The following is a 26747-nucleotide window of genomic DNA, read 5'->3' on the forward strand; positions in this document are numbered from 1 at the left end:
CGCGCCGCCCCCGCCGCCCCGCCCCCCCCCCGCCCCCCCCCGCCCGCCCCCCCCGGCCCCCCCCCCCCCCCCCCCCCCCCCCCCCCCCCCCCCCCCCCCCCCCCCCCCACCGGGCTGTCGTCGACGCCTGCCGGATCGAGGACGGTGCTCAGGACCCGGCCGACGCCACCGCGGCCTGGGGGCGGATGGGGAGGCGGTTGATCGGGCGGCCGGTCGCCGCGCGTACGGCTGCCGCCACGGCTGCCGGGGAGGTCACCACGGGGACCGCCGAGGCGGGTTTGGCGCCGAAGGGAGCGACCACGTCGCGTTCCTCGATGAGCTCGACGATGCGGATGTCCGGGGCGTCCAGGGCGGTCGGCAGGGTGTAGCCGGTGAGGTCGGGGTGGCGGATCAGGCCACGCGGGCTGCGGAGGTTCTCGGTGAGGGCCGCGCCGATGCCCTGGGTGACGCCGGCCTCGATGCGGATCGCCAGCTGGGCCGGGTTGAGAACCCGGCCGACGTCCTGGGCGAGGGCCATCTCCACGACCCGCACGGAGCCGATCTCGATGTCGACGTCCACCACCGCGCGGATCGCGCAGAAGGCGAGGCCGACGAAGGCGTCGCCCTGACCGGACTCGTCGAGGGGCTCGGTGGGGTGCGGGCGGCACTGGGCGGTGGCCCAGAGTTCCTTGCCGTCCATGGCTTCCGTGACCGTCGTGGAGAGCACCCCGTCGTACGAGGTGATCTTGCCGTCGGCGATCTGCAGCAGCTCCGTGGACATGCCGAACTTGTGGGCCAGGGGCTGGAGCAGCTGGGTGCGGACCATCTTCGCGGCCCGTTCCACCGCTCCGGCCGAGACCCAGGTGTGACGGCCGTGGGCCGCCGGGCCCGCCGGGGGCTGGTCGGTGTCGACGGAGGCCACATGGACCTCCTCGATGCCCAGGGTCTCCTGGACGACCTGGCGGGCGAGGGTCGAGAAGCCCTGGCCCGTCTCGACCGCGGCGCAGATGACCGTGGCGACGCCGTCGTGGACCCTGACCGTGGCCGTGGAGACCTCGTCGGCCCCCTCCGCGCCGAGCATGTGGACCATGCCGAGCGCGTAGCCGACGCCGCGGCGCACCGCGCCCGGTTCGCCCGCGCCCTCCGGGCCGCCGGGCAGCAGCCAGTCGTCCTCGGGGGTGTCCTTGGGGAGGTCGGGCAGCGGGAAGTCCCGTACGGCGGTGAGGAGTTCGGAGACCGGCGCGGGGCAGGTCACCGTCTGGCCGGTGGGCAGGATGTCGCCGGTGGCCAGGGCGTTGCGCAGCCGCAGTTCGGCCGGGTCGATGCCGAGCCTGGCGGCCAGCTTGTCCATCTGGCCCTCGTACGCCGCGCAGACCTGCATCGCGCCCTCGCCCCGCACATGGCCCGACGGCGGGTTGTTCGTGCGGACCGCCCAGCCCTCGATGAAGGCGTGCGGGACGATGTAGGGGCCGCAGGCGAACGCGACCGCAGCCGCCAGCGACTCGGACGAGGAGTCGGCGTACGGGCCCGCGTCGAGCAGGATCTGCGCCTCGACCTTCACCAACCGGCCCTCGGCGTCCGCGTGGTGGCGGTAGCGCAGCAGGGTCGGATGGCGGTGGGAGTGGCCGAGGAAGGACTCCTCGCGGGTGGCGGTCAGCTTGACGGGGCAGCCGGTGCGCAGCGCGAGCAGCCCGAGCGGCAGCTGGAAGCCGGGGTCCTCGCGGTCGCCGGTCGCTCCGGGCACCCCGGTGACGACGATCTTCACCCGTTCCGGTTCGAGGCCGAAGCAGGCGGCGGCCAGGTCGCGGTCGGTGTGCGGGTCGGTGGAGGCGGTGTAGATCTCCACGCCGCCGTCGGGGCGGGGCACGGCGAGTCCGGCCTCGGCGCCGATCGGGGCCGGGTCCTGGCGGCCGATGCGGTACAGGCCCTCGACGACGACCTCGCCGGTGGCCTCGGGGTCGCCGTAGCGCAGCGGGATGTGGCGGATCAGATTGCCGTCGGGGTGCAGCGGTTCGGCGGCGAAGGACTTCTCCGGGTCGGTGACCGGTTCGAGGACCTCGTACTCGACGGCGATGGCGGCGGCGGCGAGCCGGGCCGTGTCGGGGTGGTCGGCGGCGACCGCGGCGATCGGTTCGCCGTGGTGGCGGACCAGGTCGGAGGCGAAGACCGGACGGTCGACGATCCTGCGCCCGTACGCGCGCTCCCCGGGGATGTCCTCGTGCGTGATGACCGCCCGTACCCCCGGCATCCCGACCGCGGCCGAGGTGTCGACGGACAGGATGCGGGCGTGCGGGTGCGGGGACCGCAGCACGGCCGCCCACAGCAGGCCCTCGGCCCAGAGGTCGGCGGCGTACGGGAAGGTGCCCTCGGTCTTGGCGCGCGCGTCGGCGGGCGGCAGGGAGACGCCCAGGCCGAGCACGGGCGGCTCGGCCTCGGGGCCCTCGAATCCCGGGGTGGTGATCCGGGCGCCGGTCGCGTTGGCAGTGGTGGTCGCGTCGTTGCTCACGCCATGCCTCCGTCCTGCGAGTGCGGCCGGGCGTCACCGGGGGCGCCCTGGGGCACGTCCGGTACGGGTCCGGGATGCGGTGAGCCGGCGTGGGGGTCCCACACCTCTTCGGTGCCGGGGGCCGCCTGGGGCGGGACGCGGTTCTCGTCGGCCTCCGGGAACGGGGAGTCCGGCGTGGCGGGGTCGGCGGCGGCCTCGCGGCCCGCGATGACCTCGTTCACCGCGTCGAGGACGCCCCGGTAGCCGGAGCAGCGGCAGAGGTTGCCGCAGAGCGCCTTGCGCGTCTCCAGTTCGCTGGGGGCGTGGTTGCCCTCCAGCAGGTCGTGGACGGTCATCGCCATGCCCGGGATGCAGAAGCCGCACTGGACGGCCCCGCACTTGGCGAGGGCGCGCTGGACGTCGGACGGTTCGCCGTCCACGGCCAGGCCCTCGACCGTACGGACCTCGCTGCCGGCCGTGGTCGCCGCGGGGACCAGGCAGGAGGCGACGAGCCGGCCGTCCACCTGGACGTTGCACGCGCCGCACTCGCCCTGCGAGCAGCCGTCCTTGGCACCGGCGAGGCCGAGGCGCTCGCGGAGCACGTAGAGGAGCGACTCGCCGATCCAGGCGTCGGTGACGGGGCGGTCGGTGCCGTTCACGCTCAGGACGTACGAAATGGCGGGGCGTTCGTCGGGTACGCCGAGGGGCGGGGGCTCGACGAGTCCTGCGGGGGCCGTGGAGTCCGTGGCATCGGCGGGCTCGGTGGGGTCCGTGGGCTCGGGCTCAGCGGTCCCGGTGGCTTCGTCGGTCGCGGGCTCCGCCGACTCCGCGGTCTCTGCGGGCTCCACGGCCTCTGCGGCCCCGGGTCCGGGCTCCGGGTCCGGTTCCGCCTCGGGCTCGGGAGCATCGGTGGCTTCGGTGACCTCGGGGGTCCGTGCCTGCGGTGTCGGTTCGGCCTCGTCGACCGGGGGCGCGGGCTCGGGGGCGTGCGGGGCCTCGGGGACGGCTTCGGAGACCGCCTCGGACGGCTCGTCGCCGGGGCCGGCCTCCGCCGGGTGTCCTTCCGGGGCGGCGGCGGGGGCGGGAGCCGCGTCGGAGGGCGTCTCCCGCACGGGGTCCATGCCCGCGGGCTCCGCGCCCGGGGCGGGGGCCTCCTCGGCGGCGGGCGCTTCCTGCGCCGCTTCCGGGAACGGCGCCGTGCCGGAGGCCCGCAGGGCGTCCTCGTACGTGATGGATGACGTCACCGGCTCCGTCGGAGGCGTCGCCACAGGCACGACGGACTCGGCGGGGGCGGCGGGCGGCATCGCGGTGGACGTCGGCGCGAATTCCGCGCTCGGCGCGTGCTCCGGCTCGACGCCCGCCTCGGGCGCCGGTCCCGCCACGGGCTCGGCTCCCGGTCCGGGCGCGGGCTCCGGTACCGGCTGCTGCGTCGCCCACGGGGCGGGCGCGCCGCCCGGCAGCGTGGCCGGCGGGGTCCGGTCGCCGTACCACTGGGCGGCCAGGGCCGAGGCCGCGAACTCGCCGGACTCCTCCGGGAGGTCGCCCTCGGCGACCGGGATCGTCCACTGTCCCGTGTGACCGCTGGGGCCGCCGTGACCGGACTGTCCGTCGTGACCGCCGTGACCGGGCCGGTTGTCGTGCTCGACGTGACCGAACTGGTCGGTGTGACCCGTGTGGCCCATCTGCTCTGCGTGGCCCGTGTGACCCGTGTGGTCGTACTGACCACCGTGCTCCGTGTGGCCGAACTGCTCCGTGTGACCACCGTGCTCGACGTGACCACCGTGGCCACCCTGCTCACCGTGACCGCCGTGCTCGACGTGCCCCGTGGGGATGCCGTACTCGGTGGACTCGGTGAAGTTCCACTGGCCCGTCGCCACCGGCTCCGGGTACTGCCCGTGCGGCAGCCCCGTCTGCCCGGCCTGTCCCGCCTGCCCGGTCAGGTGGTCCTGCTCGGCGTACGGGGCGGGTCCGGTCTCCGTGATCCGCGGGATCCGCTGGGTCTCCTGGAACTGCGGGTACCCGTACCCGTACGGCGACTGCTGCTGGTTCGGGTCCGGCCAGTGCACCGCCTCGGGCGCCTGCTGCTCCGGCGCCGCCGCGGGCTCCTGTCCGTCCGGCGTCCGCGCGACCCAGTTGTCCGTGGACGCCGGGTCGAACCCGGCCGCGGGCGTCAGCGGCAGGATCATCGGCGGCACGAAGCCCTGGCCCGGCGCGGCCAGCGGGACGTTCGCCAGGTCCTCCGGCGGCAGGTGGACGAAGGCGGTCGCGCCGTCGTCGTACTCCCCGCCCTGCGGCGTCGGCTGCCAGCCCCCGTACTGCAGCGATTCCTGCTGTCCGTGCTGATCATGCCGATCGTGCTGCCCGTGCTGATCGTTGTGGTCCTCGTTGCTCACGACAGTGCCCTCCCCAGCGCGCGTCGGGCGAGCGCGGCGACGGTGCGCCGCAGGTGCAGTACGGCCGGGGGCAGCGGCGGCGCCTCTCCCCCGTCGGCGGGCGGTTCCTGGTCCGGGACGCAGGCCGCGGCGACGTACTCGCCGAAGGCGGCCAGCGCGTCGGGGGCCAGGCCCCGCTCCCCGTCCCAGTCGATCAGCGAGGCGATCCAGCGCTCGGCCTCCAGCGGCCGCAGCGGCATCGGCGCGATGGCGCCGACCGCGCAGCGCACCCCGCGCCGGGCCGGGTCGAGGACTATCGCGACGGACGCGGTGGCGCGGCCGGGGCCGGTGCGGCCGGTGGCCTTCAGGAAGACCTGCGGGGCGTGCAGGAGCGGCACCCGGACGAAGCCGATCAGCTCGGCGGGTTCGAGCATGGCGCGGCCGGCCAGCAGGTGCGAGACCGGGATCTCGCGGCGGGCGCCGCCCGGCCCCGCGACGACCAGTTCGGCCTCCAGGGCGGCGAGCACCGGCAGGGAGTCACCGGTCGGGGCGGCGGTGGCGATGTTGCCGCCGAGCGTCCCGGCGTTGCGGATCTGGGGCGGGCCCGCGGCTCGGGCCGCCGCGGCCAGGGCCGGGATGAGGGCGGCGAAGTCGGGCCGTCCCATGCGCGCGTGGGTGAGGCCGGCGCCGAGCAGGGCGTGGCCGTCCTGGTAGTGCCAGCCGCGCAGCTCGCTGATCCGGCCGAGGCCGACCAGTCCCGAGGGGCGCAGCAGCCCCTTGTTGACGGCTGCCATCAGGTCCGTTCCGCCCGCCACGGGGACGGCGGCGGGCATGGCGCCGAGCGCCGCCACGGCCTCGTCGAGCGAGGCCGGCAGCGTCACGGACTGCGTCGCCTGCGGTGCGTGCGTGGTCAACCCAGCTGCCCCTTCCCGGTGTCCGGTCGTCCGGCTGTTTCGCCGTACGGTACGTGCTCAAAGCCCGGACGTGGCAACTCTGGCACATCTTCGGATCGGACCGACGCGAGGGTCCGCGAAGGACGTGTTCGTACCAGGTCGCGCAAATGCTTCCGGTTTTGACCGCTTCGGCACGGAGTGCGAATCGCTGCCCTTCAGGATGGCTTGTACCGGTTGTTCTGTTCCGGTGGTTCCCTGTGAGCGGGGCGAGTTCCGGACAAAAAACGACGGCCGGGGGGGGGCCCCCCCGGGGGGGGGGCCCCGCCGGGGGCCCGCGCGGCCGGGGGCAACCCACGGGGGGGGGGGGCCCCCCCCCCCCGCGCCCCCCCCCCCCCCCCCCCCCCCCCCCCCCCCCCCCCCCCCCCCCCCCCCGGCCGGGTACCGGATGCGACCGGGATCACACGTTCGGGGGCGGACCCTCCAACGGGCGTCCCAGGACGCCGGGGCGCTGCTGGCGGGGCAGCGGGCCGCCCGGCGGCCGGTAGTCGACGCCCAGGGCGTCGAGCCGGGCGTAGTGCGCGGTCATCCGGCGTTCGAAGCCGGCGTGGTCGCGTTCGGCGGAGGGCGGCAGCGGCGACCAGGCGACCTCCGCGAACGCCGCGAGGCGCGGGAAGACCTGGTAGTCGACGCGGGCCCGGTTCTGCATCACCTCGGTCCACACGTTGGCCTGGGTGCCGAGGATGTGACGGGCCGCCTCCTCGGAGAGGCCCGGCGGCACGGGCTCGAAGCGGTAGACGTCCTCCAGGGTGCGGACGAAGCCGATGGGCATCGGCTCGTCGGGGCCGCCGTCCTGGCGGTGGTCCAGGTAGACGTGCTGCTCGGGGCACATGACGACGTCGTGGCCGGCCTCGGCGGCGGCGATGCCGCCGCCGTAGCCGCGCCAGGAGGAGACGGCCGCGCCCGCCGGGAGGCCGCCCTCCAGGATCTCGTCCCAGCCGATGAGGCGGCGTCCGCGCGCGGTGAGCCAGGTGTCGAAGTGCCGGATGATCCAGGACTGGAGCTCGTCCTCGTTGGCCAGGCCGAACTCCTCGATCCGGGCCTGGGCGGTCGGGGACTCCTTCCACTGCTCCTTGCGGCACTCGTCGCCGCCGATGTGGATGAACGGCGAGGTGGCGGCGGGGAAGAGGTCGAGCACCTCTTCGAGGACGCCCTCGAAGAAGCGCAGGGTGGTGTCGGTGGGGGCGAGCACGTTGGCGTTGATGCCCCAGGTGTCCCAGACGGTCAGGGCAGTGGTGTCGACGACATCGGCGTTGCCCAGTTCGGGGTAGGCGGCGATGGCGGCCTGCGAGTGGCCGGGAATGTCGATCTCGGGGACGACCCGGATGTGCCGCTCGGCGGCGTACGCGACGATCTCCCGGATGTCGTCCTGCGTGTAGAAGCCGCCGTGCGGGGTCTCGTCCCACAGCTCCGACGCCCGGTGGCCGTGCTTGGTGCGGGACCGCCAGGAGCCGACCTCGGTGAGCCGGGGGTGGCGCTTGATCTCGATGCGCCAGCCCTGGTCGTCGGTCAGATGGAAGTGGAAGACGTTCAGTTTGTGCGCCGCGAGGAGGTCGAGGTAGCGCAGCACGTCGTCCTTGGGCAGGAAGTGCCGTGCCACGTCGAGCATCATGCCGCGCCAGCCGAAGCGGGGGTGGTCCTCGATGTCCGCGGCGGGGACGGCGGGGCGCGCGCCGGGGTTGACGGGCGCACGGCGGAAGGCTTCCGGTCCCAGGAGCTGACGGAGGGTCTGGGCGCCCCAGAAGACGCCCGCGGGACCGCCGCCGGTGATCTCGACGCGCTGCCCGGTCCCGGTGGTCAGCCGGTAGCCCTCGGGTTCCAGAGCCGGGTCGATGGCCAGCCGGACGGTGTTCGTGGCGTCCTCGCCGCCGGGGGCGAGCGGCAGGCCGAAGGCGGCGCCGAGGGTGGTGCGCAGCCAGCGTTCGGTGCTCCGGGTGCCGGGGGCCGCGGTGATGGTGGTGGCCTGGTCGAACAGGAAGCCGCACCGCCCGTCGTCACCGGTGCGCACGGGTGCCGGGATCAGGTCCATGTCCATGGCGTCAGTCCTTTACCGCTCCGCCGAGCCCCGAGACCAGGCGGCGCTGTACGAGTACGAAGAAGACCAGCACGGGAACGGTCATCACCGTCGAGGCGGCCATGATCCCTCCCCAGTCGTTCTCATCGGGTTTGAAGAAGACCAGCAGCGCCATCGGGAGCGTCGACTGGGAGGTGTCGCTGATGATGAACGACTTCGCGAACAGGAAGTCGTTCCAGGTGGAGATGAACGAGAAGACGCTGGTGGCCACGAGGCCGGGGAAGACCAGCGGGAAGAGGATCTGCCACAGGAAGCGGGTGCGGCTCGCGCCGTCGATGTACGCGGCCTCCTCCAGCGCCTCGGGCACCGCCTTGACGAAGCCGCGCAGCATCCAGATCGCGAACGGCAGCGAGAGGGCGAGGTGCGGCAGGATCAGCGAGCCGAGGGTGTTCAGCTGGCCGAAGTCCCGCATCAGGAAGAACAGCGGGATGGCCAGGGCCTCGACCGGCACCATCTGTGCGATCAGGAACATGATCAGCAGCGTGGTGCGGAAGCGGAACCTGAACCGGGTCACGGCCGTCGCCGCCAGGAAGGCGACCAGTGCGGAGACCAGGACGACGGTGCCGGCGACGATCAGGCTGTTGAGGAAGTAGCGGCCGAAGTCGTTCTGTTCGAAGACCCGGCGGAACGAGTCCAGGGACGGCGACAGCGTCCAGGGGCGGGCGTCGGTGGACTGGATCTCGCCTGCCGGTTTGAAGGCGGAGAGCACCATCCAGTAGAGCGGGAAGGCGACCGCGGCGGCGATCAGCAGGGCCGCTGCCTCGGCGGCCAGTCGGCCGGGCCTGCGGATGCGCAGTGCGTTCCGTGCGTTCACAGTTCCTCCCCCTGACGCCGCACCAGACGCAGATGGACGAGCGTGACGACCAGCAGGATCAGCAGCATCACGACGCCGATCGCCGAGCCGAGGCTGTACTGCGAGGACGCGAACGCCTTCTGGTAGGCGTAGACGTTGAGCACCAGGTTCTGTCCCGCGATGCCGCCGCCGTTGGTCATGACGTAGATCTGGGTGAAGACCTTGAAGTCCCAGATGATCGACTGGATCGTGACGACGACGAGGATCGGCCGCAGCATCGGGGCCATGACCGAGCGCCAGATCCGCCACTGCGAGGCGCCGTCCAGGGCCGCCGCCTCCAGCACCTCGCCGGGGATGGCCCGGATGCCCGCGTACACGGTCACCATCACGAACGGGAACGAGCACCACAGGACTTCCAGGAGCACCAGGGCGAAGGCGCTGTAGCGCCCGTACGTCCAGGAGAAGTCGCCGAGTCCCAGGACCCGGTTGACCGGGCCGAAGTCGGGGTCGAAGAGGAACACCCAGACGGTGGAACCGGTGATCGCGGGGGTCGCCCAGGCGCCGAGCGCGGCCAGCATCAGGGCGAGCCGCGGCACGGCCCGGATCCGGGTCAGCAGGACGGCGAGCGCGCAGCCGACCAGCAGGGTGGCCAGGACGCAGGCGGCGGCGAAGACCACGGTCGCCAGGAGCACCTGCCAGAACTGGCCGTCGCCGAAGAGGGTCGCGTAGTTGCCGAATCCCCGGAAGGTGGTCGGTTCGCCGCCGCTGACCTGGGCCTGGGTGTACTCCAGGAAGGAGATCAGGCCGAGCTGGTAGATCGGGTAGACGAGCAGTCCGCCGAGGAGGACGAGGGCGGGCAGGAGGTAGAGCCAGGGGGTCCAGCCGGAGCGGCGCGTGGACGGGGCCGGGCGCCGCCGGGGCGGGCGGGGGGAGGTGCCGCCCGCCCCGGACGCGCCGGGTGCCTTGTACGTCGTGGTGTTCGCGGTCATGGTCAGCCCGCGTCGGCGAACGCGGCGTCCATCTTCTTCGCCGCGTCGTCCGCGGCCTTCGCCACGTCCTTGCGGCCGCTGACGACCTCCTGGAACATCGTCGGCAGGACCAGCGAGGCGTCGATCTGGCCCCAGCCCGGCGAGGCCGGGACGAACTTGGCGCCCGCGCCGAGCGTCTCGACGAACGGCTCGACGAACGGCTCCTTCTTCGCGGCGGCGGCCCGCACGTCCGTGTACGTCGGCAGGAAGCCCATCGCGTCGAACATCTTCGCCTGGGTCCGCTTGCCGGTGAGGGACTTCATCAGGTCCACGGCCAGGGTGCGGTGCGAACTGCTCTTCAGCACGCCGATGTTGTTCCCGCCCGCGAACGCCGGGGCTATGGAGTCCTTCGCCACGCCCGGCAGCGGGACGACCGCGTACTTGCCCTTCACCGCGCCCGCCTCGACGGCCGCGTGACTGAAGTCGCCGCCGATCGCCATGGCGGCCTTGCCGGAGGCGAAGGCGGTGACGGTCGCGTTGCCGCCCATGGAGGCGCACTTGGCGGCCGGGCAGTTGTCGTCGCCGAAGAGCGAGGTGTACGCCTCGATGCCCTTGCGGGCCTTGTCGCCGTTGATGGCCGAGGTGTACGTACCGCCCTTCTCGTCGGCGAGTTCGCCGCCGTGGGCCCAGATGAACGGCATCGCGCCGTAGGTGTACGCGCCGCCGACCGCCAGTCCGTACAGGTCGGGCTTCTTCTGGTGGATCTTCTTCGCGGTGGAGATCAGTTCGGCCTGCGACTTCGGGGCCTCGATGCCCAGTTCGCCGAAGACGTCGGTGCGGTAGTACAGCGCGCGGACGCCGACGAAGAGCGGCGCCCCGTAGACCTTGCCGCCGACCGTCACGGACTGCCGGGCGGTCGGGTCGGTGTCCTTCGCCTCGTCCCAGGCGGCGAACTCGGCGCTCACGTCGGCGAGACCGCCGTCCTTGACGTATCCGGCGGTGTCGGTGTTCCCGTACTCGATGAGGTCCGGGGCGCTCCCGGGGTCGTTGAACGCCGCCTTGATGCGCTGCGCGCGGGTGTCGACCGGGATGTACTCGACCTCCACCTCCGCGCCCTCGTGGGACTTCTCGAACTCGGCGACCGCCGCGTCGACGACCTGTTCCTTGGGCTTGTTGCCGACCTCCTGGAACAGCCAGACCCGCAGCGTGCCGGTCTTCTCGTCCCCCTCGGCCGCGGTGTCGGAGGTCTGCGGCGCGCAGGCGGTGGCGGTGAGCCCCGCCAGCACAAGCGCCGCAACCGGAGCGGCAATTCGGGCAGAAAGCTTCATATCGGAACCCCTACCGACAAGCATTGCAACATGCGCAACGCGCGTTTCGTTCTGCACAACTGGCAGGAGAGTAGGTGCGCGTGCGGACGCCGACAAGTGGTCTCAACCACTCTGTGACCCGTGGGAGCAGCCCGTGCAACGCGAAGGGCCCCCGGGGCACGCGTCGAAACGCGTGCCCCGGGGGCCCGGAGCGATGCCGCCGGAGGGCTCGGGACTACTTCTTGTCCTTGCCGCCCTTGTCCTTGTCGCCACCGGCGCCCATGGACTCGTAGATCTCCTTGCACATCGGGCAGACCGGGTACTTCTTGGGGTCGCGCCCCGGTACCCAGACCTTGCCGCACAGTGCGACCACGGGGGTGCCCTCCAGGGCACTCGCCATGATCTTGTCCTTCTGGACGTAATGGGCGAAGCGCTCGTGGTCGCCGTCGCCGTTCGACACCTGTGGTGTCGGCTCCACGAGGGTGCCGGTTCCTGCCCCGCGCTCGGGCTCAAGAGTGCTCATAACCGCCAAGGGTACTGGGAGCCCGGAGCTTCGGAGCGCCCGGCGGGAAGCGCGGGCGTGGGAGCACGCCCCCGTCCCGCGCCGCGGCGGGGCCCGCCGCCCGCGCCCTCAGTTGAGCGAGGGGTCGTCGGGGTACGTGGCGATCATCGCCAGTTCGCTGCGCTGGCGGCGCAGGACCGCGCGCCAGAGGTGCTCGGGCCGCGGGGACGAGACGTCGCCGGGCTCGGACTCGACCACGTACCAGGCACCCTCGGACAGTTCCGTCTCCAGCTGCCCGGGGCCCCAGCCGGCGTACCCGGCGAAGATCCGCAGCGAACCGAGCGCGGCGGCCAGCAGTTCCGGGGGCGCCTCCAGGTCCACCAGCCCGATCGCCCCGTACACCCGGCGCCAGCCGAGCGGGCCCTCGTCGCCGGGGATGACGGCCACCCCGAGCGCCGAGTCGAGGGAGACCGGTCCGCCCTGGAAGACGACGTCCGGCTCCCCGGCCAGACCGGCCCAGGGCATGAGGATGTCGCGGACGCCGACCGGGGTCGGGCGGTTCAGGACCACGCCGAGCGAGCCCTCCTCGTCGTGGTCGAGGAGCAGCACCACCGCACGGTCGAAATTCGGATCCGCGAGCGCGGGTGTGGCCACGAGCAGTCGCCCTGTGAGCGAGGACACCTCGGTCATGGCAGAAATGATCCCGCATCTTCGCTTCCCACGGGGGCCAAGTGGGCCACCCGCCCCCCGAACGGGCCGCCGCGCAGCTCAGGGCGCACGGATGCACGGGGAGCGCGCATTCCGGGAAGCCATACGGACGGTAACCCTCCGCAAGACCTGGGGAGCAGAGCGTGTTGTGGCGGATTCATGACGTTCGTACACCCCCCGTTCCCTTACGGAGTGGGGGCGGTCGGCCATTACTCTTTCGTTTGGCCCCCTGCCCGACCACTCCGGAACGCGAGATTCATGACCGGCACAGACGATGTCCTGCTTGTCCACGGCGGAACCCCGCTGGAGGGCGAGATCCGCGTCAGAGGCGCCAAGAACCTGGTGCCGAAGGCGATGGTCGCCGCGCTGCTCGGCAGCGGGCCCAGCCGGCTGCGCAACGTGCCCGACATCCGCGACGTGCGGGTGGTGCGCGGGCTGTTGCAGCTGCACGGCGTGACGGTCCGGCCCGGTGACGAACCGGGTGAGCTGATCCTGGACCCGACCCACGTGGAGAGCGCCAACGTCGCCGACATCGACGCCCACGCGGGCTCCTCGCGCATCCCGATCCTCTTCTGCGGCCCGCTGCTGCACCGGCTGGGCCACGCGTTCATCCCGGGGCTCGGCGGCTGCGACATCGGCGGCCGGCCGATCGACTTCCACTTCGACGTGCTGCGGCAGTTCGGCGCGACCATCGAGAAGCGGGCGGACGGCCAGTATCTGGAGGCCCCGCAGCGGCTGCGCGGCACGAAGATCCGGCTGCCGTACCCGTCGGTGGGCTCCACCGAGCAGGTGCTGCTGACGGCGGTGCTCGCCGAGGGCGTCACCGAGCTGTCCAACGCGGCCGTGGAGCCGGAGATCGAGGACCTCATCTGCGTGCTGCAGAAGATGGGCGCGATCATCTCCATGGACACCGACCGGACGATCCGGATCACGGGTGTCGACCGGCTGGACGGTTACACGCACCGGGCGCTCCCGGACCGGCTGGAGGCGGCCTCCTGGGCGTCCGCGGCGCTGGCCACCGAGGGCAACATCTACGTGCGGGGCGCGCAGCAGCGCTCGATGATGACCTTCCTGAACACCTTCCGCAAGGTCGGCGGCGCGTTCGAGATCGACGACGAGGGCATCCGCTTCTGGCACCCGGGCGGCGCGCTGAACGCCATCGCCCTGGAGACGGACGTGCACCCCGGCTTCCAGACCGACTGGCAGCAGCCGCTGGTGGTGGCGCTGACGCAGGCATCGGGGCTGTCCATCGTCCACGAGACGGTGTACGAGTCCCGGCTCGGCTTCACCTCCGCGCTCAACCAGATGGGCGCGCACATCCAGCTCTACCGGGAGTGCCTGGGCGGCTCCGACTGCCGCTTCGGGCAGCGCAACTTCCTCCACTCCGCGGTCGTGTCCGGGCCGACCCGGCTCCAGGGCGCGGATCTGGTCATCCCCGACCTGCGCGGCGGTTTCTCGTACCTGATCGCGGCGCTGGCGGCGCAGGGCACCTCGCGGGTGCACGGCATCGACCTGATCAACCGCGGCTACGAGAACTTCATGGAGAAGCTGGAGAAGCTCGGCGCGAAGGTGGAGCTGCCGAACGGCTCGCCGCTGGTCTGAGGCCGGACGCGGTCGCCGAAGGGCTGCCGACGGGGGTTCGGGGCATGTGCCCCGGGCCCCCGTCCTGCGTTTCCCGGGCCGCCGTTCCGCGCCTTCGGACCGCTGTTCCGGGACGCCGGGCGCCGGGCCGGGGCGGGGCTGTCCGGGTGCCGGGCTTCGCAGGGGCACAGAACGGGGCCCTGGCGGCCGGTACACCGGAGGGCGGTCACCCTGGATGGGTGACCGCCCTCCGTCGCGCCTGTGGGGCTGTGGGACTTACTTGCCCTTGGCGGCTTCCTTGAGCTTGGAGCCCGCGGAGACCTTCACGCTGTAGCCGGCCGGGATGTTGATCGGGTCGCCGGTCTGCGGGTTACGAGCGGTGCGAGCGGCACGGTGGGTGCGCTCGAAGGTCAGGAAGCCGGGGATGGTGACCTTCTCGTCGCCCTTGGCGACGACCTCACCGACGGTCTCGGCGAGCGCGGCCAGCACGGCGTCGGCGTCCTTGCGAGTCACCTCGGCGCGGTCGGCCAGGGCGGCCACCAGCTCACTGCGGTTCATGTTGTTACTCCCGTGTTCTTCTTGCCTGTGAGGCGTGAGATCGAAGCCGATGCTGCCAGGGCCCTCGGACAGTCCCCGGACCCGGGTCTGTCGTCAGACCCTCGCGCCCGATTACGCATCCTGCCCCCACCTGCGGCGGTAACGCCAATCCGGCACCCCTCGGAGTCACACGAAAAGCGCCACCGCCTCGTCGTGGTGACGTTCCGTCGACTCCCCGGAAGCGGTCCGCAGCGGATGCGGGGCTCGACGGGACGCGCCGCCCGCCCACCCTAAAGGGGCGTTTGGGGCATCGTGCCCCGCGACGCGCCGACGTGCGGCCACGGGGACGTGGCCCATGCCACAGGGCCCCGAAGGGCCCCGCGGCGAACGCTGTGACATGGACCTCAGCCGGGACCCGGCCGAGGAGCCACCAGGACCGGCCGGGGCCCTCGGGCACCCGGGCGCCGGGACCTCAGCCGCGGTTCCCCTGCGCGGCGGCGGAGCTGCCGACCGCCCTCGCCGCGTCCCGGACGGCACCGGCGACCGCGCCCGCGACCCGGTCGTTGAAGACCGACGGGATGATGTAGTTCGCGTTCAGCTCGTCCTCGGCGACCACGTCGGCGAGGGCGCCCGCGGCGGCGAGCATCATCTCCGTGTTGACGGTGCGGGACTGGGCGTCCAGCAGGCCGCGGAAGACGCCGGGGAAGACCAGCACGTTGTTGATCTGGTTCGGGAAGTCGGAGCGGCCGGTGGCGACAACCGCCGCCGTCTGGCGGGCGATTGCCGGGTCCACCTCGGGGTCCGGGTTCGCGAGCGCGAACACGATCGCGCCCTCGGCCATGGCGGCGACGTCGACGCCGTCCAGCACGTTCGGGGCGGAGACGCCGATGAAGACATCGGCACCGACGACGGCCTCCTTGAGGGTGCCGGTGACGGACTCCGGGTTGGTGTTGTCGGCGATCCAGCGCAGCGGCGAGTCGGCGTCGGCGGAGACCAGGTCCTCGCGTCCGGCGTGCACCACCCCGTGGATGTCGGCGACGACGGCGTGCTTGACGCCGGCCGCGAGGAGCAGCTTCAGGATGGCCGTACCGGCCGCCCCGGCGCCGGACATGACGACCCGTACGTCCCCGATCCCCTTGCCCACCACGCGCAGCGCGTTGGTCAGCGCGGCCAGGACGACGATCGCGGTGCCGTGCTGGTCGTCGTGGAAGACCGGGATGTCCAGGGCCTCGCGCAGCCGGGCCTCGATCTCGAAGCAGCGGGGGGCGGAGATGTCCTCCAGGTTGATGCCCGCGAAGCCGGGGGCGATCGCCTTGACGATCTCGACGATGGCGTCGGTGTCCTGGGTGTCCAGGCAGATCGGCCAGGCGTCGATGCCGGCGAACCGCTTGAAGAGGGCGGCCTTGCCCTCCATCACGGGCAGCGCGGCCTTCGGGCCGATGTTGCCGAGCCCCAGCACGGCCGAGCCGTCCGTCACGACTGCGACGGAGTTGCGCTTGATGGTGAGGCGGCGGGCGTCCTCGGGGTTCTCGGCGATCGCCATGCACACCCGGGCCACACCCGGGGTGTAGATCATCGAGAGGTCGTCACGGTTGCGGATGGGGTGCTTGGACGCCATCTCGATCTTGCCGCCGAGGTGCATCAGGAACGTACGGTCGGAGACCTTGCCCAGGACGACGCCCTCGATGCCGCGCAGCCCCTCGACGATCTCGTCGGCGTGCGAGGTGGAGGTGGCCGCGATGGTGACGTCGATGCGCAGCTTCTCGTGGCCGGAGGCGGTCACGTCGAGGCCGGTGACCGAACCGCCGGAGGACTCCACGGCCGTGGTGAGCTGGGAGACCGCTGTACCGCTCGCGGGCACCTCCAGCCTGACCGTCATCGAGTACGAGACGCTGGGCGCCGTTGCCATGGCCGAGTCCTTCGCTTTCCTTAGCTTCATTGCCGCGCGGCCGGGGCACTCGCTCCGGACACGCTCCCCGATCGTCGCACCTACCGGCTGGTAGCCGGTAATGACTGCCACTCTTCGGAAAGTTTTTTCCACCATACGAGAAAAGGTGGCCCCAGTGGAAGACCCGTCCCGGCGGAAGGCCCGAGGCCGCTCCCGGCCCGGGAGCGGCCCTGGCCCGGGAGCGGCCCGGTGGGGCACGGGCCCGTAAACCAGAACAGACCCGCGCCACCGGAAGGTGACGCGGGTCTGTTCCATTGAGTTGAGCGGCACCGACCCGCCATGCTCGCCTCGCGGCAAGTGGTCGCTCGTAGCGACGAAGGTTGGGCCCGGGGGCTTGGATCGAGCCGGTGCCGACACCAGGCTAACAAAGACCCCGAAGAAGTGATTCCCGCAGTGCGGGTTGACTGCAAAAACAATCCTGCACATGGGCCCGCGCCGTGGACCGGCCGTACGGACCGGCCACGTGGACCCGCCGTACGGACCGGCCGTACGGACCGGCCGTACGGACCGGCCACGCGGACCGGCCCGCGGGTGTCAGTCCCTCAGCAGGTCGGGTACGCCGTTCTCGTCGGGCAGGTCCCGCTCCCCCGAGACCACCGTGAGCTGCTGCGTCGCCCGGGTGAGCGCCACGTACAGCACCCGCAGGCCGGCCGGGGACTCGTCGGCGATCTCCGCGGGCGAGACGACCACCGTGGCGTCGTACTCCAGTCCCTTCGCCTCCAGGCTGCCCAGCGCCACCACCCGTTCGCCGAGCTCGGCCAGCCACTCCCGGGCCCGGCCCCGGCGGTTCATCGCCACGACCACGCCCACTGTGCCGTCCACCTCGTCCAGCAGCCGCCGGGCCTCCTCGCGCACCGTGGCGGCCAGGTCCCCGTCCCGCACGGTCTCGAAGCGCGGCCGTACGCCGGTGGAGCGGACCGCGGCCGGTGACGCCGCCCCGGGCATCGCGAGCGCCAGGACCTTGGCGGCCAGCTCGGCGATCTCCGCCGGGTTGCGGTAGTTGACCGTGAGGGTGAAGCGGCGGCGCGGCCGGTTGCCGAGGGCCTCGTCGCGGGCCCGGGCGGCCTCGTCCGGGTCGGACCAGGAGGACTGGGCCGGGTCGCCGACGATCGTCCAGGTGGCGTGCCGGCCGCGGCGGCCGACCATGCGCCACTGCATGGGCGTGAGGTCCTGCGCCTCGTCGACGATGACGTGCGCGTACTCGGTGCGCTCCGCCGCCAGCCGTTCGGCCCGCTCGCGCTGGGTCTCCTCGCGTTGCGGCATCAGCTCCTCCAGGCCGGTGAGCTGGTCCAGCGGGTCGAACTCGCGCTTCTTCCTCGGCCGGGCGGGGGTGCCCAGCAGCGTCTGGAGCTCGTCGAGGATCGCCACGTCGTGCACGGAGAGCGGGCCGTCGCCCGCCTCGTCGAGCCGCTTCAGGGAGCGGGCCAGGCGCCGCACCTCGCCCTGGTTGAGCACCCGGCGCGCCCAGCGGCCGAGCCGCTTCTCGTCGGCCATCGCGGCGAGCACCCCGCGCGGGGTGAGTTCGGGCCACCAGGCGTTCAGGAAGTCGAGGAAGGGCGTCTCGGTGGACACGTCCTCGTCGAAGGAGGAACGCAGTTCGGCGGCAAGTTCGGGGTCGGTGTAGCGGCCGCGGCCCGAGGACTTGTTCCACAGGGCGTCCAGGAGCATCCTGCGGGCGCGCGGGCGCAGCAGGTTGACGGGGGCGGTGCCGCCGAGGACGGACTGCCGGATGCGGCGCAGCTCGTCGGCCTCCAGCTCGATGCGGGCGCCGAACGCGACGACGCGCAGCCGGGTCGGGGTGGCCGGGGCCGCGCCGTCCTTCGCCTCCTCCTCGCCGAAGGCCAGCTGGCCGTCCCGCTGCTCCCCGTCCTTCGGGCCGCGAGGGGTGCCGGGCTGTTCCAGCGCGCCGCGGGCGGCCTTGCGCAGCACCGCGAGCATCCGCGAGGAGCCCTTGATCCGGGCGACGGCGGGTTCGTCGTAGGTGGTGGCGCCCTCGACGCCCGCCGCCTCGTCGGAGAGCGAGCCGACCGCGCGGATCGCGACCTGCCCCTCCTCGCCGAGCGAGGGCAGCACGCCTTCGGTGTACGCGACCAGGAGCGGGGTCGGCGAGACGACGAGGATGCCGCCCGCGTACCGCCTGCGGTCCTGGTAGAGGAGGTACGCGGCCCGGTGCAGGGCGACGGCGGTCTTGCCGGTGCCGGGGCCGCCGGAGACCTCGGTGACGGAGGCGGCGGGGGCCCTGATCACCAGGTCCTGCTCCGCCTGGATGGAGGAGACGATGTCCCGCATGGTGTGGCTGCGGGCCTGGCCGAGCGCCGCCATCAGGGCACCGTCGCCGATGACGGGCAGCTCGGCGCCGTCGAGGTACGCGGTCAGCTCGGGGCGCATCAGGTCGTCCTCGACGCCGAGGACCTTGCGCCCCTTGGAGCGGACGACCCGGCGGCGCACCACCCGGCCCGGCTCCTTCGGAGTCGAGCGGTAGAACGGCGCGGCGGCGGGGGCGCGCCAGTCGATGACCAGCGGCGCGTAGTCGGCGTCGAGGACCCCGATGCGGCCGATGTGCAGGGTCTCCGCGATGTCGGCCGAGTTGTCGTCGCGCACGGCGTCGTCGGCGGGCTCGACCGAGGTGTAGGCGCCGTCGGGACCGCGTTCGCCGTCCTTGCCGAGCAGCAGGTCGATCCTCCCGAAGAGGAAGTCCTCGAACTCGCTGTTCAGCCGGTTGAGGTGGATTCCGGCCCGGAACACCTGGGCGTCGCGCTCGGCGAGCGCTCCCGGGGTGCCGACCTGACCCCTCTTGACGGCGTCACTCATGAGAAATTCCGCCTCGTGGATCTTCTCCCCAAGGCGGTGGTACACACGGTCGAGATGTTCCTGCTCGACACCGATTTCCCGGTCCCGCAACGAATCGACAGCGGCATCCTGCGCGGCCACCGAGGCCCCCTTCTGACGTGCATTGGGCAGCCGTCAACCCTATGCGAAGGGGGCCCGCCGCGCACCTGCGAGGTACGGCCGCACCGATCGGGGGTCCCGCGGCGCCGTCGCCGCCGGTACCGGTACGGCCTCCGGGACCGGCCGGGGACTCAGGGCGCCGTCGCCGCCGGTACGGTCACGGCCGCCGCCCTGCGCCGGTGCCGGGCCACCCGTTCCCGGTTCCCGCACACCTCGCTGGAGCACCAGCGGCGCCGGTGTCCGCGCGAGGTGTCCAGGTAGAGGCGGCGGCAGCTGTCGGCCTCGCAGCGGCGCAGCCCGGCCCGTGCAACGGGGTCGGTCAGCAGCTCCACGGCGTCGCGGGCGACGGCGGCCAGGAGCGCCCCGCAGTCGGGGTCGGCGCTCAGGGTCCGCACCAGGGCGCCGCTCCCGCCGCGCACGGCCCTCAGTCCCGGCGGCGCCCCGGCGGCCAGCGCGTTGACCCGTTCCAGCGCGGCGTCGGCCCTGCGCCCGCCGAGCTCGGCGCTCAGCAGCCGGTCCACCCCCGTCCGCAGCTGCCGGAAGCGCACCACCCAGCTGTCGTCCACGGCGTCGAGCCGGGTGCCGCCCGGTACGACTCCGGCGGCGACCAGCCAGTCCGCGAGCCGCTCGGCACCGTCGAGCAGCTCGCAGGCGCCGGAGGTGCCGGCCCCCGTCGCCACCAGGTCGAGGCAGGGCCGACCCGAGTCGAACCGCCAGTCGCGCGTACTCCTACCTGCCGCCATGCGCATGTCACCACCTCGGGGTCTCCGATGGGCCTCTCCCAGAGTGCTCCTCAAGGTGCCCGCCCGGAACCCCTGTCGCCACACGGCTCCGTTCCCCGGCCGGTGTCCGGGGAACAGGGGATGGGCACGGGGCACGGGGCCGTACGGTGTCCGGATGAACGACGCCCTCGCCACCGCCACCCTCACGACCGGCCCGTTCCTGCTCAGGCCCTGGCGGCCCGAGGACGTCCCGGCGCTGGTCGACGCGTACCGCGATCCCGGCATGCGCGCCGCGCTGCGGTCGCAGGTCAGGGACGAGGCGGAGGCGTGGCAGTGGCTGCGGGTACGGCAGGAGGGCCGGGAGTCCCGCAGTTACTTCGGCTTCGCGGTGGTGGACCGCGAACGCGGGGACGAACTGGTCGGCAACGTGGCGCTCACGGCCCCCGCGCCGGGCTCCGGCAACGCGGAGGTCGGCTACTGGACGACGCCCCCGGCCCGCGGGCGCGGCGTCGCCCCGCGGGCGCTCGGGGCACTCACCGACTGGGCCTTCGAGGCGTTCGCCGAGGACGAGCTGACCCGGCTCGACCTGCTGCACCAGGTGGACAACGAGGCGTCCTGTCGGGTCGCGGAGAAGAGCGGGTACGGCCTCGCGGAGGTGCTCCCGGCACGGCCGCCGTGGCCGCTGGACGGCCATCTGCACACCCGGCCGCGGAACGGCGCGACGGCCGGCGCCGGCCACTGACCCCGCACCGGTCCCGGGGCACCCGCGCCGCGCGCACGCCGGTTCGCGGGACGCGCCGCACCGCTCCGGTCGCCGGTCGGTCCTCAGCCCCTGCCGGTCGTCGACAGGTCCTTCGGCGGGCCGTCGTGCAGGATGCGCTGGAAGAGCCGGTGGTCGCGCCACTGCCCGTTGATGTACAGGAACCGCGGGGCCGTGCCGTACTCCTCGAAGCCGCACTTGGCGAGCACCCGCTGCGACGCGGCGTTGTCGAGCACCGTCCCCGCCTCGATCCGGTGCAGGCCCAGCTCGTCCCGGGCCATCTCGCAGATCAGGCGCACGGCGGTCGTGGCCAGGCCCCGGCCCGCCTGCTCGACGTCGACCCAGTAGCCGAGGGTGCCGCTGCGGAAGGGACCGAGCACGATGCCGGAGAGGTTGAACCCGCCCACCGCGCGGTCCTGTTCGTCGGCGAGCACCCACGGCACCGCCCGCCCGGCGTCCCGGTCCTCGAACAGCGCGACCAGCCGCTCCCACTGCCCCTCCTCGGTGTAGAAGGCGTCGGGCCGGATGGGCTCCCAGGGCTGCATGTACGCGCGGCTGCGGGCCAGCGAGACGGCGAGGGAGGCCGCGTCGGACGGAACGGTGGGGCGGAGCCGTATCTCCGCGTCGAGTCGGTGAGTGTCAGAAATCATCCCCGCACGCTATCCCGGCACGCCCCCGCACGCTCCGGCTCCCCGCCCGCGCGCCCTCCCCGCTCCGGCCCGGCTACTTCCGCTCCGCCAGGGCCGCCAGTCGGTCGAAGGTGCGGATCAGCTCCGCGCGTCTGTCCTCCTTGTACTCCGGCTCGGGTTCCAGTTCGTCGATGGTCCGCTCCCACACGTCCATGAACGTCTTCCGCCAGCCCTCGACCACCGCCGCGTCCGGCACCGTCGAACCGACGTGCCCCTGCTCCGCGATCAGACACAGCAGCTCGATGTCGCACGGCACCGTGACGCCGTCGTACTCGTCGGGTTCCAGGGCGACCGGGTCGCCCGCCATCGCCTCCCCGATCCGCGAGACGAGCCGCCCGGTGACGTCCGACAGGTGGTCGGCCGCCGTGTCGCTGTCGAAGTTGCCCGCACCCCAGGTACCCACAAGACCTCCCGTGTCGTCGCCCCCGTCCCCTCCGGTTCTAACAGACGGGTCCGACAACGGGTGTTCCACGGGACGGCCCTCAGCTGGCGGAGGCGTCGCCCGGCCCGTCCCCCGATGTGTCCGGCGCCAGGCGGTAGCCGCGCTTGACGACCGTCCGGATGAGATGGGGCACGCCCAGCGCCGTGCGCAGCCGCGCCACGGCCGTCTCCACCGCGTGCTCGTCCGTGCTGCCGCCGGGCAGGGCGCGTAGCAGGTCGGCGCGGGACACCACCCAGCCGGGACGACGGGCCAGGGCGTGCAGCAGCGCCATCCCGGCGGGCGGCACCGGGCGCGGCACGCCGTCCACGAGCACCGCGTGGCCCCGGACCTCGACCCGGTGCCCGGCCACCGTCAACACGCTTGCCCCGGCGGGCAGTTCACGGCACAGCAGCTGGACGAGCGGGGCGAGCCGGAACCGTTCGGGCTGGAGGGTGCCGATGCCGCGCTCCTGCAACGGCAGGGCGGTGACGGGGCCGACGCAGGCCACGAGGACGTCGTCCCGCAGCGCGCCCAGGAGTTCGGGGAGCAGCCCGCGCCTCTCGGCCCGGCGCAGCAGCGAGGCGGCGGCCGGGGCGCTGGTGAAGGTGAGGGCGTCCAGCCCCCGGGCCAGGGTGGTGTCGATCAGCCGGTCGAGCGGGGCGAGGTCCTCGGGGTCCTCCCAGCGGTAGACGGGCACGGCGACCACCTCGGCGCCCGCCCCTCGGAGCGCCTCGACGAAGCCGGGGGCGGGTTCGCCGTGCAGCTGGACGGCGATGCGGCGGCCCGTCACGCCCTCCGCCAGGAGCCGGTCCAGCACCTCGGCCATGGATTCGGAGGCGGGCGACCACGTCTCGGTCAGCCCGGCGGCCCGGACGGCGCCCTTGGCCTTGGGGCCGCGGGCCAGCAGTTCGACGCCGCGCAGCACCTCGGTCAGCCGGTCGCCGAGCCCCCAGCCCCCGGCGGCCTCGATCCAGCCCCGGAAGCCGACCGCGGTGGTGGCGACGACCACGTCGGGTGCGGAGCCGACGACCGCCCGGGTGGCCGCGAGGAGTTCGGTGTCGTCGGCGAGCGGCACGGTCCGCAGGGCGGGCGCGTGCAGCACCCGGGCGCCCCGCCGTTCCAGCAGCGCGCCGAACTCCTCCGCGCGCCGGGCGGCGGTGACCCCCACGGTGAAGCCCATGAGGGGCTCGTACGGCCCGTCCCCGCGCCGCCCGTCCCCGTACGACCCGCCCTCGGGCCGCTCGTTCCCGTACCGCTCGTCCTCGTGCATGTGGTCTTCCCGGCTCTCGTCCCGCTGCTGCCCGATGATGCCGATCCGCGAGCCTGCCAACGGCACGTGACGGATCTGGTTCACCCGTATTTCCCGCCGGTTACGTCACATGACGTCGAACGGTCACCATCGCCTCCGGTACGGCTGGGCCGGGACGCCGGAACCATGCGCTCCGGGCGCTCCGGACGTATACCGGCGCACATGCCCCGCGGCCGGGCCGGGTCCGTCAGCCGGTCCCCGCCATGAGGAGCGTGTCGGCCTCCGGGATCCAGCCCCCGTCCGGCCGGACCATCCAGCCCTCCTCGGCCCCCAGCCGGGCCGCGGCCTCGCGCAGCGCGTCGAGGCCGGGGTGGTCGAGCCCCTTGCGCCAGACCAGCAGCAGCGGCGAGAGCGGCACCGGCCGGACCAGCGGGCGCACCACGGTGCCCGGCATCGGGGGGAAGTCGACGACGGCCAGCACCGGGTTCCGGGACTTGGCCATGACCCGCTGGAACTCGGCGACGCCCACGGCGAGCGGGGCGGGGGGCGCCAGTTCGATGCCCCACCGGGCGAAGAGCGTCCGGGCGAGGTCCGTCCACTCCTCGGTGCGCGGGTTGCCGGCGCCCGCGTACACCGTCTCCCCGGCCAGTTCGCCCGGCTCCACCGCCTCCCGCCCGGCGAGGGGGTGGTCGGCGGGGAGCATGACGGCCATCGGCTCGTACCGCACCGGCTGCGTCCCGAGCCGGGCCAGCACCGCGGGGGCGAGCCCGGCGGCGCGGCCGAAGGAGACGTCGAGCCGCCCGGCGAGGATCTCGCCCGCCGCCCAGGTCAGGCCGCTCTCGAAGCGCGCCATCAGTTCGCACTCCGGGGCCAGTTCCCGGGCGCGGGCGAGCACCCGGGCGGCCGTCATGCCGTCGGTGTTGAGGTCCACGAGGAGCGGCCGTGCGGCCGGGTCGGCGAAGGCCGCCGTGAGATCGGCGTGGGCGTCCAGCACCCGTCGCGCGTGCGGCAGGAGCCGTTCGCCGTCGGCGGAGAGGGCGACCTGCCGGGTGGTCCGTACGAACAGCTCCGCGTCCAGCTCGCGCTCCAGCCGGCGGATGTCCCGGCTCAGCGCCTGCTGGGCGACGTAGAGCCGGGCGGCGGCCCGGGTGAAGTGCAGCTCCTCGGCGACCGCGACGAACGCACGGAGCAGCCGGGGATCGGTGTGCGCGCCGCGCGCCCGGGAACCCTGACCGGTGGTGGAGGAAGTCACACCAGAATTTACAACACAGGTGCGTCAATCGGCCCGGAGAAGGTGTTGGACCCCGGTGACCGCCCGCCCCGAGGCTTGTTCCATGCCGTACGAGAGAACCTCCGCCACCGGCCCCGTGCTCGCCCTCTCCGGAGACCTGCTGGTCGTCGCCCCGCGCGCCGCCGCCTCCACCCCCGTCCCCGCTCCCGCCCGGCGGGCCTCCAGCAACCCGTACCGCAGGCTGCTCGCCACCCCGGGCGCCCGCGCCTTCACCGCGGGCAACCTCCTCGCCCGGCTGCCCATGGGGATGTTCAGCGTCAGCGCGGTCATCATGATCGCCGGTTCGCGGGGCTCGTACGCCCTGGCCGGTGCCGTCACCGCGACCGGCCTCGCCGCCACGGCGGTGGTCGCCCCGTGGACGGCCCGGCTCGTCGACCGGTACGGACAGGCCCGGGTCGCGGTGCCCGCCACCGCCATCGCCGCGCTCGGCTCGCTGGCCCTGCTGCTCTGCGTGCACTACGACGCCCCGTCCTGGACCCTCTTCGCCTCCTACGCCGCGACCGCCACCACTCCCAACACCGGCGGGATGTCCCGGGCCCGCTGGGCCCATCTGCACCGGGGCGCCCCGGCCGCCCTGCACACCGCGAACTCCTTCGAGCAGGCCGTGGACGAGCTCTGCTTCATGCTCGGCCCGGCCCTGGCCGCCCTGCTGTGCGCGACGCTCTTCCCGGAGGCCGGGACGCTCGTCGGGGCGATCCTGCTGATGACCGGCATCCTGATCTTCGCCGCCCAGCGCGCCACCGAGCCGCCCGTGTCCCCCCGCACCTCCGCGGGCTCTCCCCTCCGCGCCCGGGGCATGCCGGCCCTGCTCGCCGCCTTCCTCGCCACCGGTGCGGTCTTCGGCTCGATGGAGGTCGTCACCATCGCCCACGCCGGGGGTGCGATCCTCGCCCTCCAGGCGGCCGGATCGTGCGTGGCGGGACTCCTGTACGGCTCGCTGCGCCCGGCCGCGGACATCCGGCGCCGGCTGCTGGTCTGCCTGACGGGGATGACGGCACTGATGTCCCTGCCCCTGCTCGCCGCCTCCTCGACCTCCTCCCTGCTCGCCCTCGCGGCCGCACTCCTGCTGGCCGGCGCGGCGACGGCCCCGACCATGGTCACCGGCATGACCCTGGTACAACGCCTCACCCCGGAGGGCCAGTTGAACGAGGGCATGACCCTGGCCGTGACCGCCCTGCTGGGCGGCATCGCGGCAGGCTCGGCGACCGGCGGCTGGCTGGCGGAACACACCACCGGGACGACGGGCTACACCGCCCCGATCTGCGCGGCGGCCCTGGCCCTGATCATCACGGCGATCGGGGTACGGCCCTCCCGGGACCGGTGACGAACCCGGCGGCGCGGCCCGGGGCCCGTCTCCTCGAACCGGGGCTTCACCGCGACGACCGGGGCGCCGCGTCACCCTTTCGCCGCCGACCCGGTGCGTCTGCACGCCTGGGTACGGGCTCGGGACGGGGCCGCGGTCGCGGAGCCCGGACCGAGGGCATGGCGCACCAGTTGCGCGGCGGGAACATCCGGTTCACGGTCCACGACCTGACGGGCGGCAGCCCGGTGCCGGCCGGGGTGAGCACGCTGCTCCCGGACCACGGGGTGCGGACGGCCGAATTCGTCATCATGCTCGCCCCCGAGGCACGCGGCCGGGGGCCGGGCCGCGAGGCCACCCGGCTCACGCTCGATCACGCCTTCCACGTGACGAACCTGCGCATGGTGTGGCTCAAGGTCCTCGCCCCCGACATCGCGGGGATCAACGCCTACGCGAAGGCGGGGTTCCAGAAGGCCGGGACGCTGCGCCGGGCCGGGTACTGGCTCGGCCGGGTCTGCGACGAGATCGTCATGGACGCGCTCGCGTCGGAGTTCGGCGGCCCGTCGGCGGTGAAGAACCCGCTCACGCCGTGAGTCCGGCGGACGGACGCCCGTCGGGAACGAAAAAAGCCTCTGCCCCGCGAGGGATCTCGCGGGGCAGAGGTTCACATGGGAATTGTGGAGATGGCGGGAATCGAACCCGCGTCCAACGGTGCGGAATCAGGGCTTCTCCGTGTGCAGTTCGCTGCGATTTTCTCGGCCCCGGAGATCACGCGAACAAGTCTCCGACGGGCTCAGTCACTGTTTGATTTCCTTCCAGGCCCCGTGACCGGGTCTAGAAGTTTAGATCCCTTGATGATGCCAGGATCCGGGTCGGGATCACCCCCGGGCTGACACTTCGCAAGTCGCTACTTAGGCAGCGAGGGCGAAGGAATCGCGCTTGGTGTTGGCGATTATTGGTTGCGACATATGGTTTACGAGATCATTGCCGCTTCCTCGACACGCTTCCCCTGCTTCGACAGCCGCTGTCGAAACCGATCATCCCCATGTTGTGTTTTCAATGCGTGCACCTTCTGCGAGGTGCGATGCCATCGTACGTGACCAACGCGCGACGATGCCAGCCTATTCCCGCCGGGGCCCGGCGGAAGCCGGGCGGGGGCCCG

General features: G+C 73.2%; 21 protein-coding genes and 1 other RNA gene. 4 read left to right on the plus strand and 18 right to left on the minus strand.

Annotation, left to right across the window (positions count from 1 at the left end; translation table 11 throughout):
- Positions 1 to 148: 148 nt before the first annotated feature.
- The 9 genes from ACFYW1_RS19915 to ACFYW1_RS19955 form a co-directional block, all read right to left on the minus strand.
- Positions 149 to 2485 (minus strand): xanthine dehydrogenase family protein molybdopterin-binding subunit, encoded by a 2337-nt coding sequence (locus ACFYW1_RS19915; RefSeq protein ID WP_388994376.1) that lies wholly within the window; start codon positions 2483 to 2485, stop codon positions 149 to 151.
- On the minus strand, positions 2482 to 4857 hold the full coding sequence (locus tag ACFYW1_RS19920; protein WP_388994379.1) for a 2Fe-2S iron-sulfur cluster-binding protein: 2376 nt from the start codon (positions 4855 to 4857) through the stop codon (positions 2482 to 2484). Before ACFYW1_RS19920 ends, ACFYW1_RS19915 begins: the two co-directional genes overlap by 4 nt.
- Entirely contained in the window at positions 4854 to 5750 is an 897-nt protein-coding gene (locus ACFYW1_RS19925; RefSeq protein WP_388994382.1) for an FAD binding domain-containing protein, read from the minus strand. Before ACFYW1_RS19925 ends, ACFYW1_RS19920 begins: the two co-directional genes overlap by 4 nt.
- Positions 5751 to 6186: 436 nt before the next feature.
- On the minus strand, positions 6187 to 7821 hold the full coding sequence (locus ACFYW1_RS19930) for a beta-N-acetylhexosaminidase (RefSeq protein WP_388994384.1): 1635 nt from the start codon (positions 7819 to 7821) through the stop codon (positions 6187 to 6189).
- 4 nt (positions 7822 to 7825) lie between these two features.
- Positions 7826 to 8674 carry a carbohydrate ABC transporter permease gene (locus ACFYW1_RS19935; RefSeq protein WP_388994387.1) on the minus strand — a complete coding sequence of 283 codons (849 nt, stop codon included), beginning with the start codon at positions 8672 to 8674 and terminating at the stop codon, positions 7826 to 7828.
- Positions 8671 to 9642: a carbohydrate ABC transporter permease gene (locus ACFYW1_RS19940; RefSeq protein ID WP_388994390.1), complete on the minus strand. Its 972-nt coding sequence runs from the start codon at positions 9640 to 9642 to the stop codon at positions 8671 to 8673. Before ACFYW1_RS19940 ends, ACFYW1_RS19935 begins: the two co-directional genes overlap by 4 nt.
- Before the next feature lie 2 nt (positions 9643 to 9644).
- The gene (locus ACFYW1_RS19945; protein ID WP_388994393.1) at positions 9645 to 10949 is read right to left on the minus strand and encodes an extracellular solute-binding protein; all 1305 of its coding nucleotides are present in this window, start codon (positions 10947 to 10949) and stop codon (positions 9645 to 9647) included.
- Between the two features lie 214 nt (positions 10950 to 11163).
- Positions 11164 to 11451: a DUF3039 domain-containing protein gene (locus ACFYW1_RS19950; protein ID WP_148838236.1), complete on the minus strand. Its 288-nt coding sequence runs from the start codon at positions 11449 to 11451 to the stop codon at positions 11164 to 11166.
- Between the two features lie 108 nt (positions 11452 to 11559).
- Positions 11560 to 12120: a YqgE/AlgH family protein gene (locus ACFYW1_RS19955; RefSeq protein WP_388994397.1), complete on the minus strand. Its 561-nt coding sequence runs from the start codon at positions 12118 to 12120 to the stop codon at positions 11560 to 11562.
- Between the two features lie 276 nt (positions 12121 to 12396).
- Between ACFYW1_RS19955 and murA the strand changes: the two genes are divergently transcribed.
- A complete protein-coding gene (gene murA, locus ACFYW1_RS19960; protein WP_388994400.1) occupies positions 12397 to 13740 on the plus strand; it encodes a UDP-N-acetylglucosamine 1-carboxyvinyltransferase in 1344 nt (447 codons plus the stop codon).
- 255 nt (positions 13741 to 13995) lie between these two features.
- On the opposite strand, the gene ACFYW1_RS19965 is transcribed toward murA, so the two are convergent.
- From ACFYW1_RS19965 to ACFYW1_RS19980, 4 genes are all read right to left on the minus strand, one after another.
- Positions 13996 to 14277 carry an HU family DNA-binding protein gene (locus ACFYW1_RS19965; RefSeq protein ID WP_017237029.1) on the minus strand — a complete coding sequence of 94 codons (282 nt, stop codon included), beginning with the start codon at positions 14275 to 14277 and terminating at the stop codon, positions 13996 to 13998.
- A 451-nt stretch (positions 14278 to 14728) separates the two neighbouring features.
- Positions 14729 to 16165, minus strand: a complete 1437-nt coding sequence (locus ACFYW1_RS19970) for an NAD-dependent malic enzyme (RefSeq protein ID WP_388994404.1) — start codon at positions 16163 to 16165, stop codon at positions 14729 to 14731.
- 573 nt (positions 16166 to 16738) lie between these two features.
- Positions 16739 to 19135 (minus strand): HelD family protein, encoded by a 2397-nt coding sequence (locus tag ACFYW1_RS19975; RefSeq protein WP_388994407.1) that lies wholly within the window; start codon positions 19133 to 19135, stop codon positions 16739 to 16741.
- 149 nt (positions 19136 to 19284) lie between these two features.
- Complete coding sequence (locus ACFYW1_RS19980) at positions 19285 to 19896, minus strand: CGNR zinc finger domain-containing protein (protein WP_388994410.1); 612 nt, start codon at positions 19894 to 19896, stop codon at positions 19285 to 19287.
- A 154-nt stretch (positions 19897 to 20050) separates the two neighbouring features.
- On the opposite strand from ACFYW1_RS19980, the gene ACFYW1_RS19985 reads away from it, so the two are divergent.
- Entirely contained in the window at positions 20051 to 20617 is a 567-nt protein-coding gene (locus ACFYW1_RS19985) for a GNAT family N-acetyltransferase (protein WP_388994413.1), read from the plus strand.
- A gap of 83 nt (positions 20618 to 20700) precedes the next feature.
- Here ACFYW1_RS19985 and ACFYW1_RS19990 read toward each other — a convergent pair whose 3' ends face one another.
- The 4 genes from ACFYW1_RS19990 to ACFYW1_RS20005 all read right to left on the minus strand — a co-directional run bounded on the left by ACFYW1_RS19990 (position 20701) and on the right by ACFYW1_RS20005 (position 24246).
- A complete protein-coding gene (locus ACFYW1_RS19990; RefSeq protein ID WP_388994416.1) occupies positions 20701 to 21285 on the minus strand; it encodes a GNAT family N-acetyltransferase in 585 nt (194 codons plus the stop codon).
- Between the two features lie 73 nt (positions 21286 to 21358).
- Positions 21359 to 21727, minus strand: a complete 369-nt coding sequence (locus ACFYW1_RS19995; RefSeq protein WP_388994419.1) for a DUF4259 domain-containing protein — start codon at positions 21725 to 21727, stop codon at positions 21359 to 21361.
- Between the two features lie 79 nt (positions 21728 to 21806).
- Entirely contained in the window at positions 21807 to 22925 is a 1119-nt protein-coding gene (locus tag ACFYW1_RS20000) for a uroporphyrinogen-III synthase (RefSeq protein WP_388994582.1), read from the minus strand.
- A gap of 316 nt (positions 22926 to 23241) precedes the next feature.
- Positions 23242 to 24246 carry a LysR family transcriptional regulator gene (locus tag ACFYW1_RS20005; protein WP_388994422.1) on the minus strand — a complete coding sequence of 335 codons (1005 nt, stop codon included), beginning with the start codon at positions 24244 to 24246 and terminating at the stop codon, positions 23242 to 23244.
- Positions 24247 to 24328: 82 nt separating this feature from the next.
- Here ACFYW1_RS20005 and ACFYW1_RS20010 point away from each other — a divergent pair, with 82 nt between their 5' ends.
- Together ACFYW1_RS20010 and ACFYW1_RS20015 are read left to right on the plus strand one after the other, a co-directional pair.
- On the plus strand, positions 24329 to 25609 hold the full coding sequence (locus tag ACFYW1_RS20010; protein WP_388994424.1) for an MFS transporter: 1281 nt from the start codon (positions 24329 to 24331) through the stop codon (positions 25607 to 25609).
- A 158-nt stretch (positions 25610 to 25767) separates the two neighbouring features.
- Positions 25768 to 26178, plus strand: a complete 411-nt coding sequence (locus tag ACFYW1_RS20015; protein ID WP_388994426.1) for a GNAT family N-acetyltransferase — start codon at positions 25768 to 25770, stop codon at positions 26176 to 26178.
- Between the two features lie 82 nt (positions 26179 to 26260).
- Here the strand turns inward: ACFYW1_RS20015 and ssrA are convergent.
- Positions 26261 to 26630, minus strand: a transfer-messenger RNA (tmRNA) gene (ssrA, locus tag ACFYW1_RS20020).
- Positions 26631 to 26747 lie beyond the last annotated feature (117 nt).

The sequence above is a fragment of the Streptomyces sp. NPDC002669 genome (assembly GCF_042889165.1).
Taxonomy (GTDB): domain Bacteria; phylum Actinomycetota; class Actinomycetes; order Streptomycetales; family Streptomycetaceae; genus Streptomyces.

What these genes read in the sequence shown, in the direction of transcription:
- ACFYW1_RS19930 (WP_388994384.1), bottom strand. Translation starts at nt 7,821, where the DNA reads ATGGACATGGACCTGATCCCGGCACCCGTGCGCACCGGTGACGACGGG.
- ACFYW1_RS19940 (WP_388994390.1), bottom strand. Translation starts at nt 9,642, where the DNA reads ATGACCGCGAACACCACGACGTACAAGGCACCCGGCGCGTCCGGGGCG.
- ACFYW1_RS19945 (WP_388994393.1), bottom strand. Translation starts at nt 10,949, where the DNA reads ATGAAGCTTTCTGCCCGAATTGCCGCTCCGGTTGCGGCGCTTGTGCTG.
- ACFYW1_RS19950 (WP_148838236.1), bottom strand. Translation starts at nt 11,451, where the DNA reads ATGAGCACTCTTGAGCCCGAGCGCGGGGCAGGAACCGGCACCCTCGTG.
- ACFYW1_RS19955 (WP_388994397.1), bottom strand. Translation starts at nt 12,120, where the DNA reads ATGACCGAGGTGTCCTCGCTCACAGGGCGACTGCTCGTGGCCACACCC.
- murA (WP_388994400.1), top strand. Translation starts at nt 12,397, where the DNA reads ATGACCGGCACAGACGATGTCCTGCTTGTCCACGGCGGAACCCCGCTG.
- ACFYW1_RS19965 (WP_017237029.1), bottom strand. Translation starts at nt 14,277, where the DNA reads ATGAACCGCAGTGAGCTGGTGGCCGCCCTGGCCGACCGCGCCGAGGTG.
- ACFYW1_RS19970 (WP_388994404.1), bottom strand. Translation starts at nt 16,165, where the DNA reads ATGGCAACGGCGCCCAGCGTCTCGTACTCGATGACGGTCAGGCTGGAG.
- ACFYW1_RS19980 (WP_388994410.1), bottom strand. Translation starts at nt 19,896, where the DNA reads ATGGCGGCAGGTAGGAGTACGCGCGACTGGCGGTTCGACTCGGGTCGG.
- ACFYW1_RS19985 (WP_388994413.1), top strand. Translation starts at nt 20,051, where the DNA reads ATGAACGACGCCCTCGCCACCGCCACCCTCACGACCGGCCCGTTCCTG.
- ACFYW1_RS19990 (WP_388994416.1), bottom strand. Translation starts at nt 21,285, where the DNA reads ATGATTTCTGACACTCACCGACTCGACGCGGAGATACGGCTCCGCCCC.
- ACFYW1_RS20000 (WP_388994582.1), bottom strand. Translation starts at nt 22,925, where the DNA reads ATGGGCTTCACCGTGGGGGTCACCGCCGCCCGGCGCGCGGAGGAGTTC.
- ACFYW1_RS20010 (WP_388994424.1), top strand. Translation starts at nt 24,329, where the DNA reads ATGCCGTACGAGAGAACCTCCGCCACCGGCCCCGTGCTCGCCCTCTCC.
- ACFYW1_RS20015 (WP_388994426.1), top strand. Translation starts at nt 25,768, where the DNA reads ATGGCGCACCAGTTGCGCGGCGGGAACATCCGGTTCACGGTCCACGAC.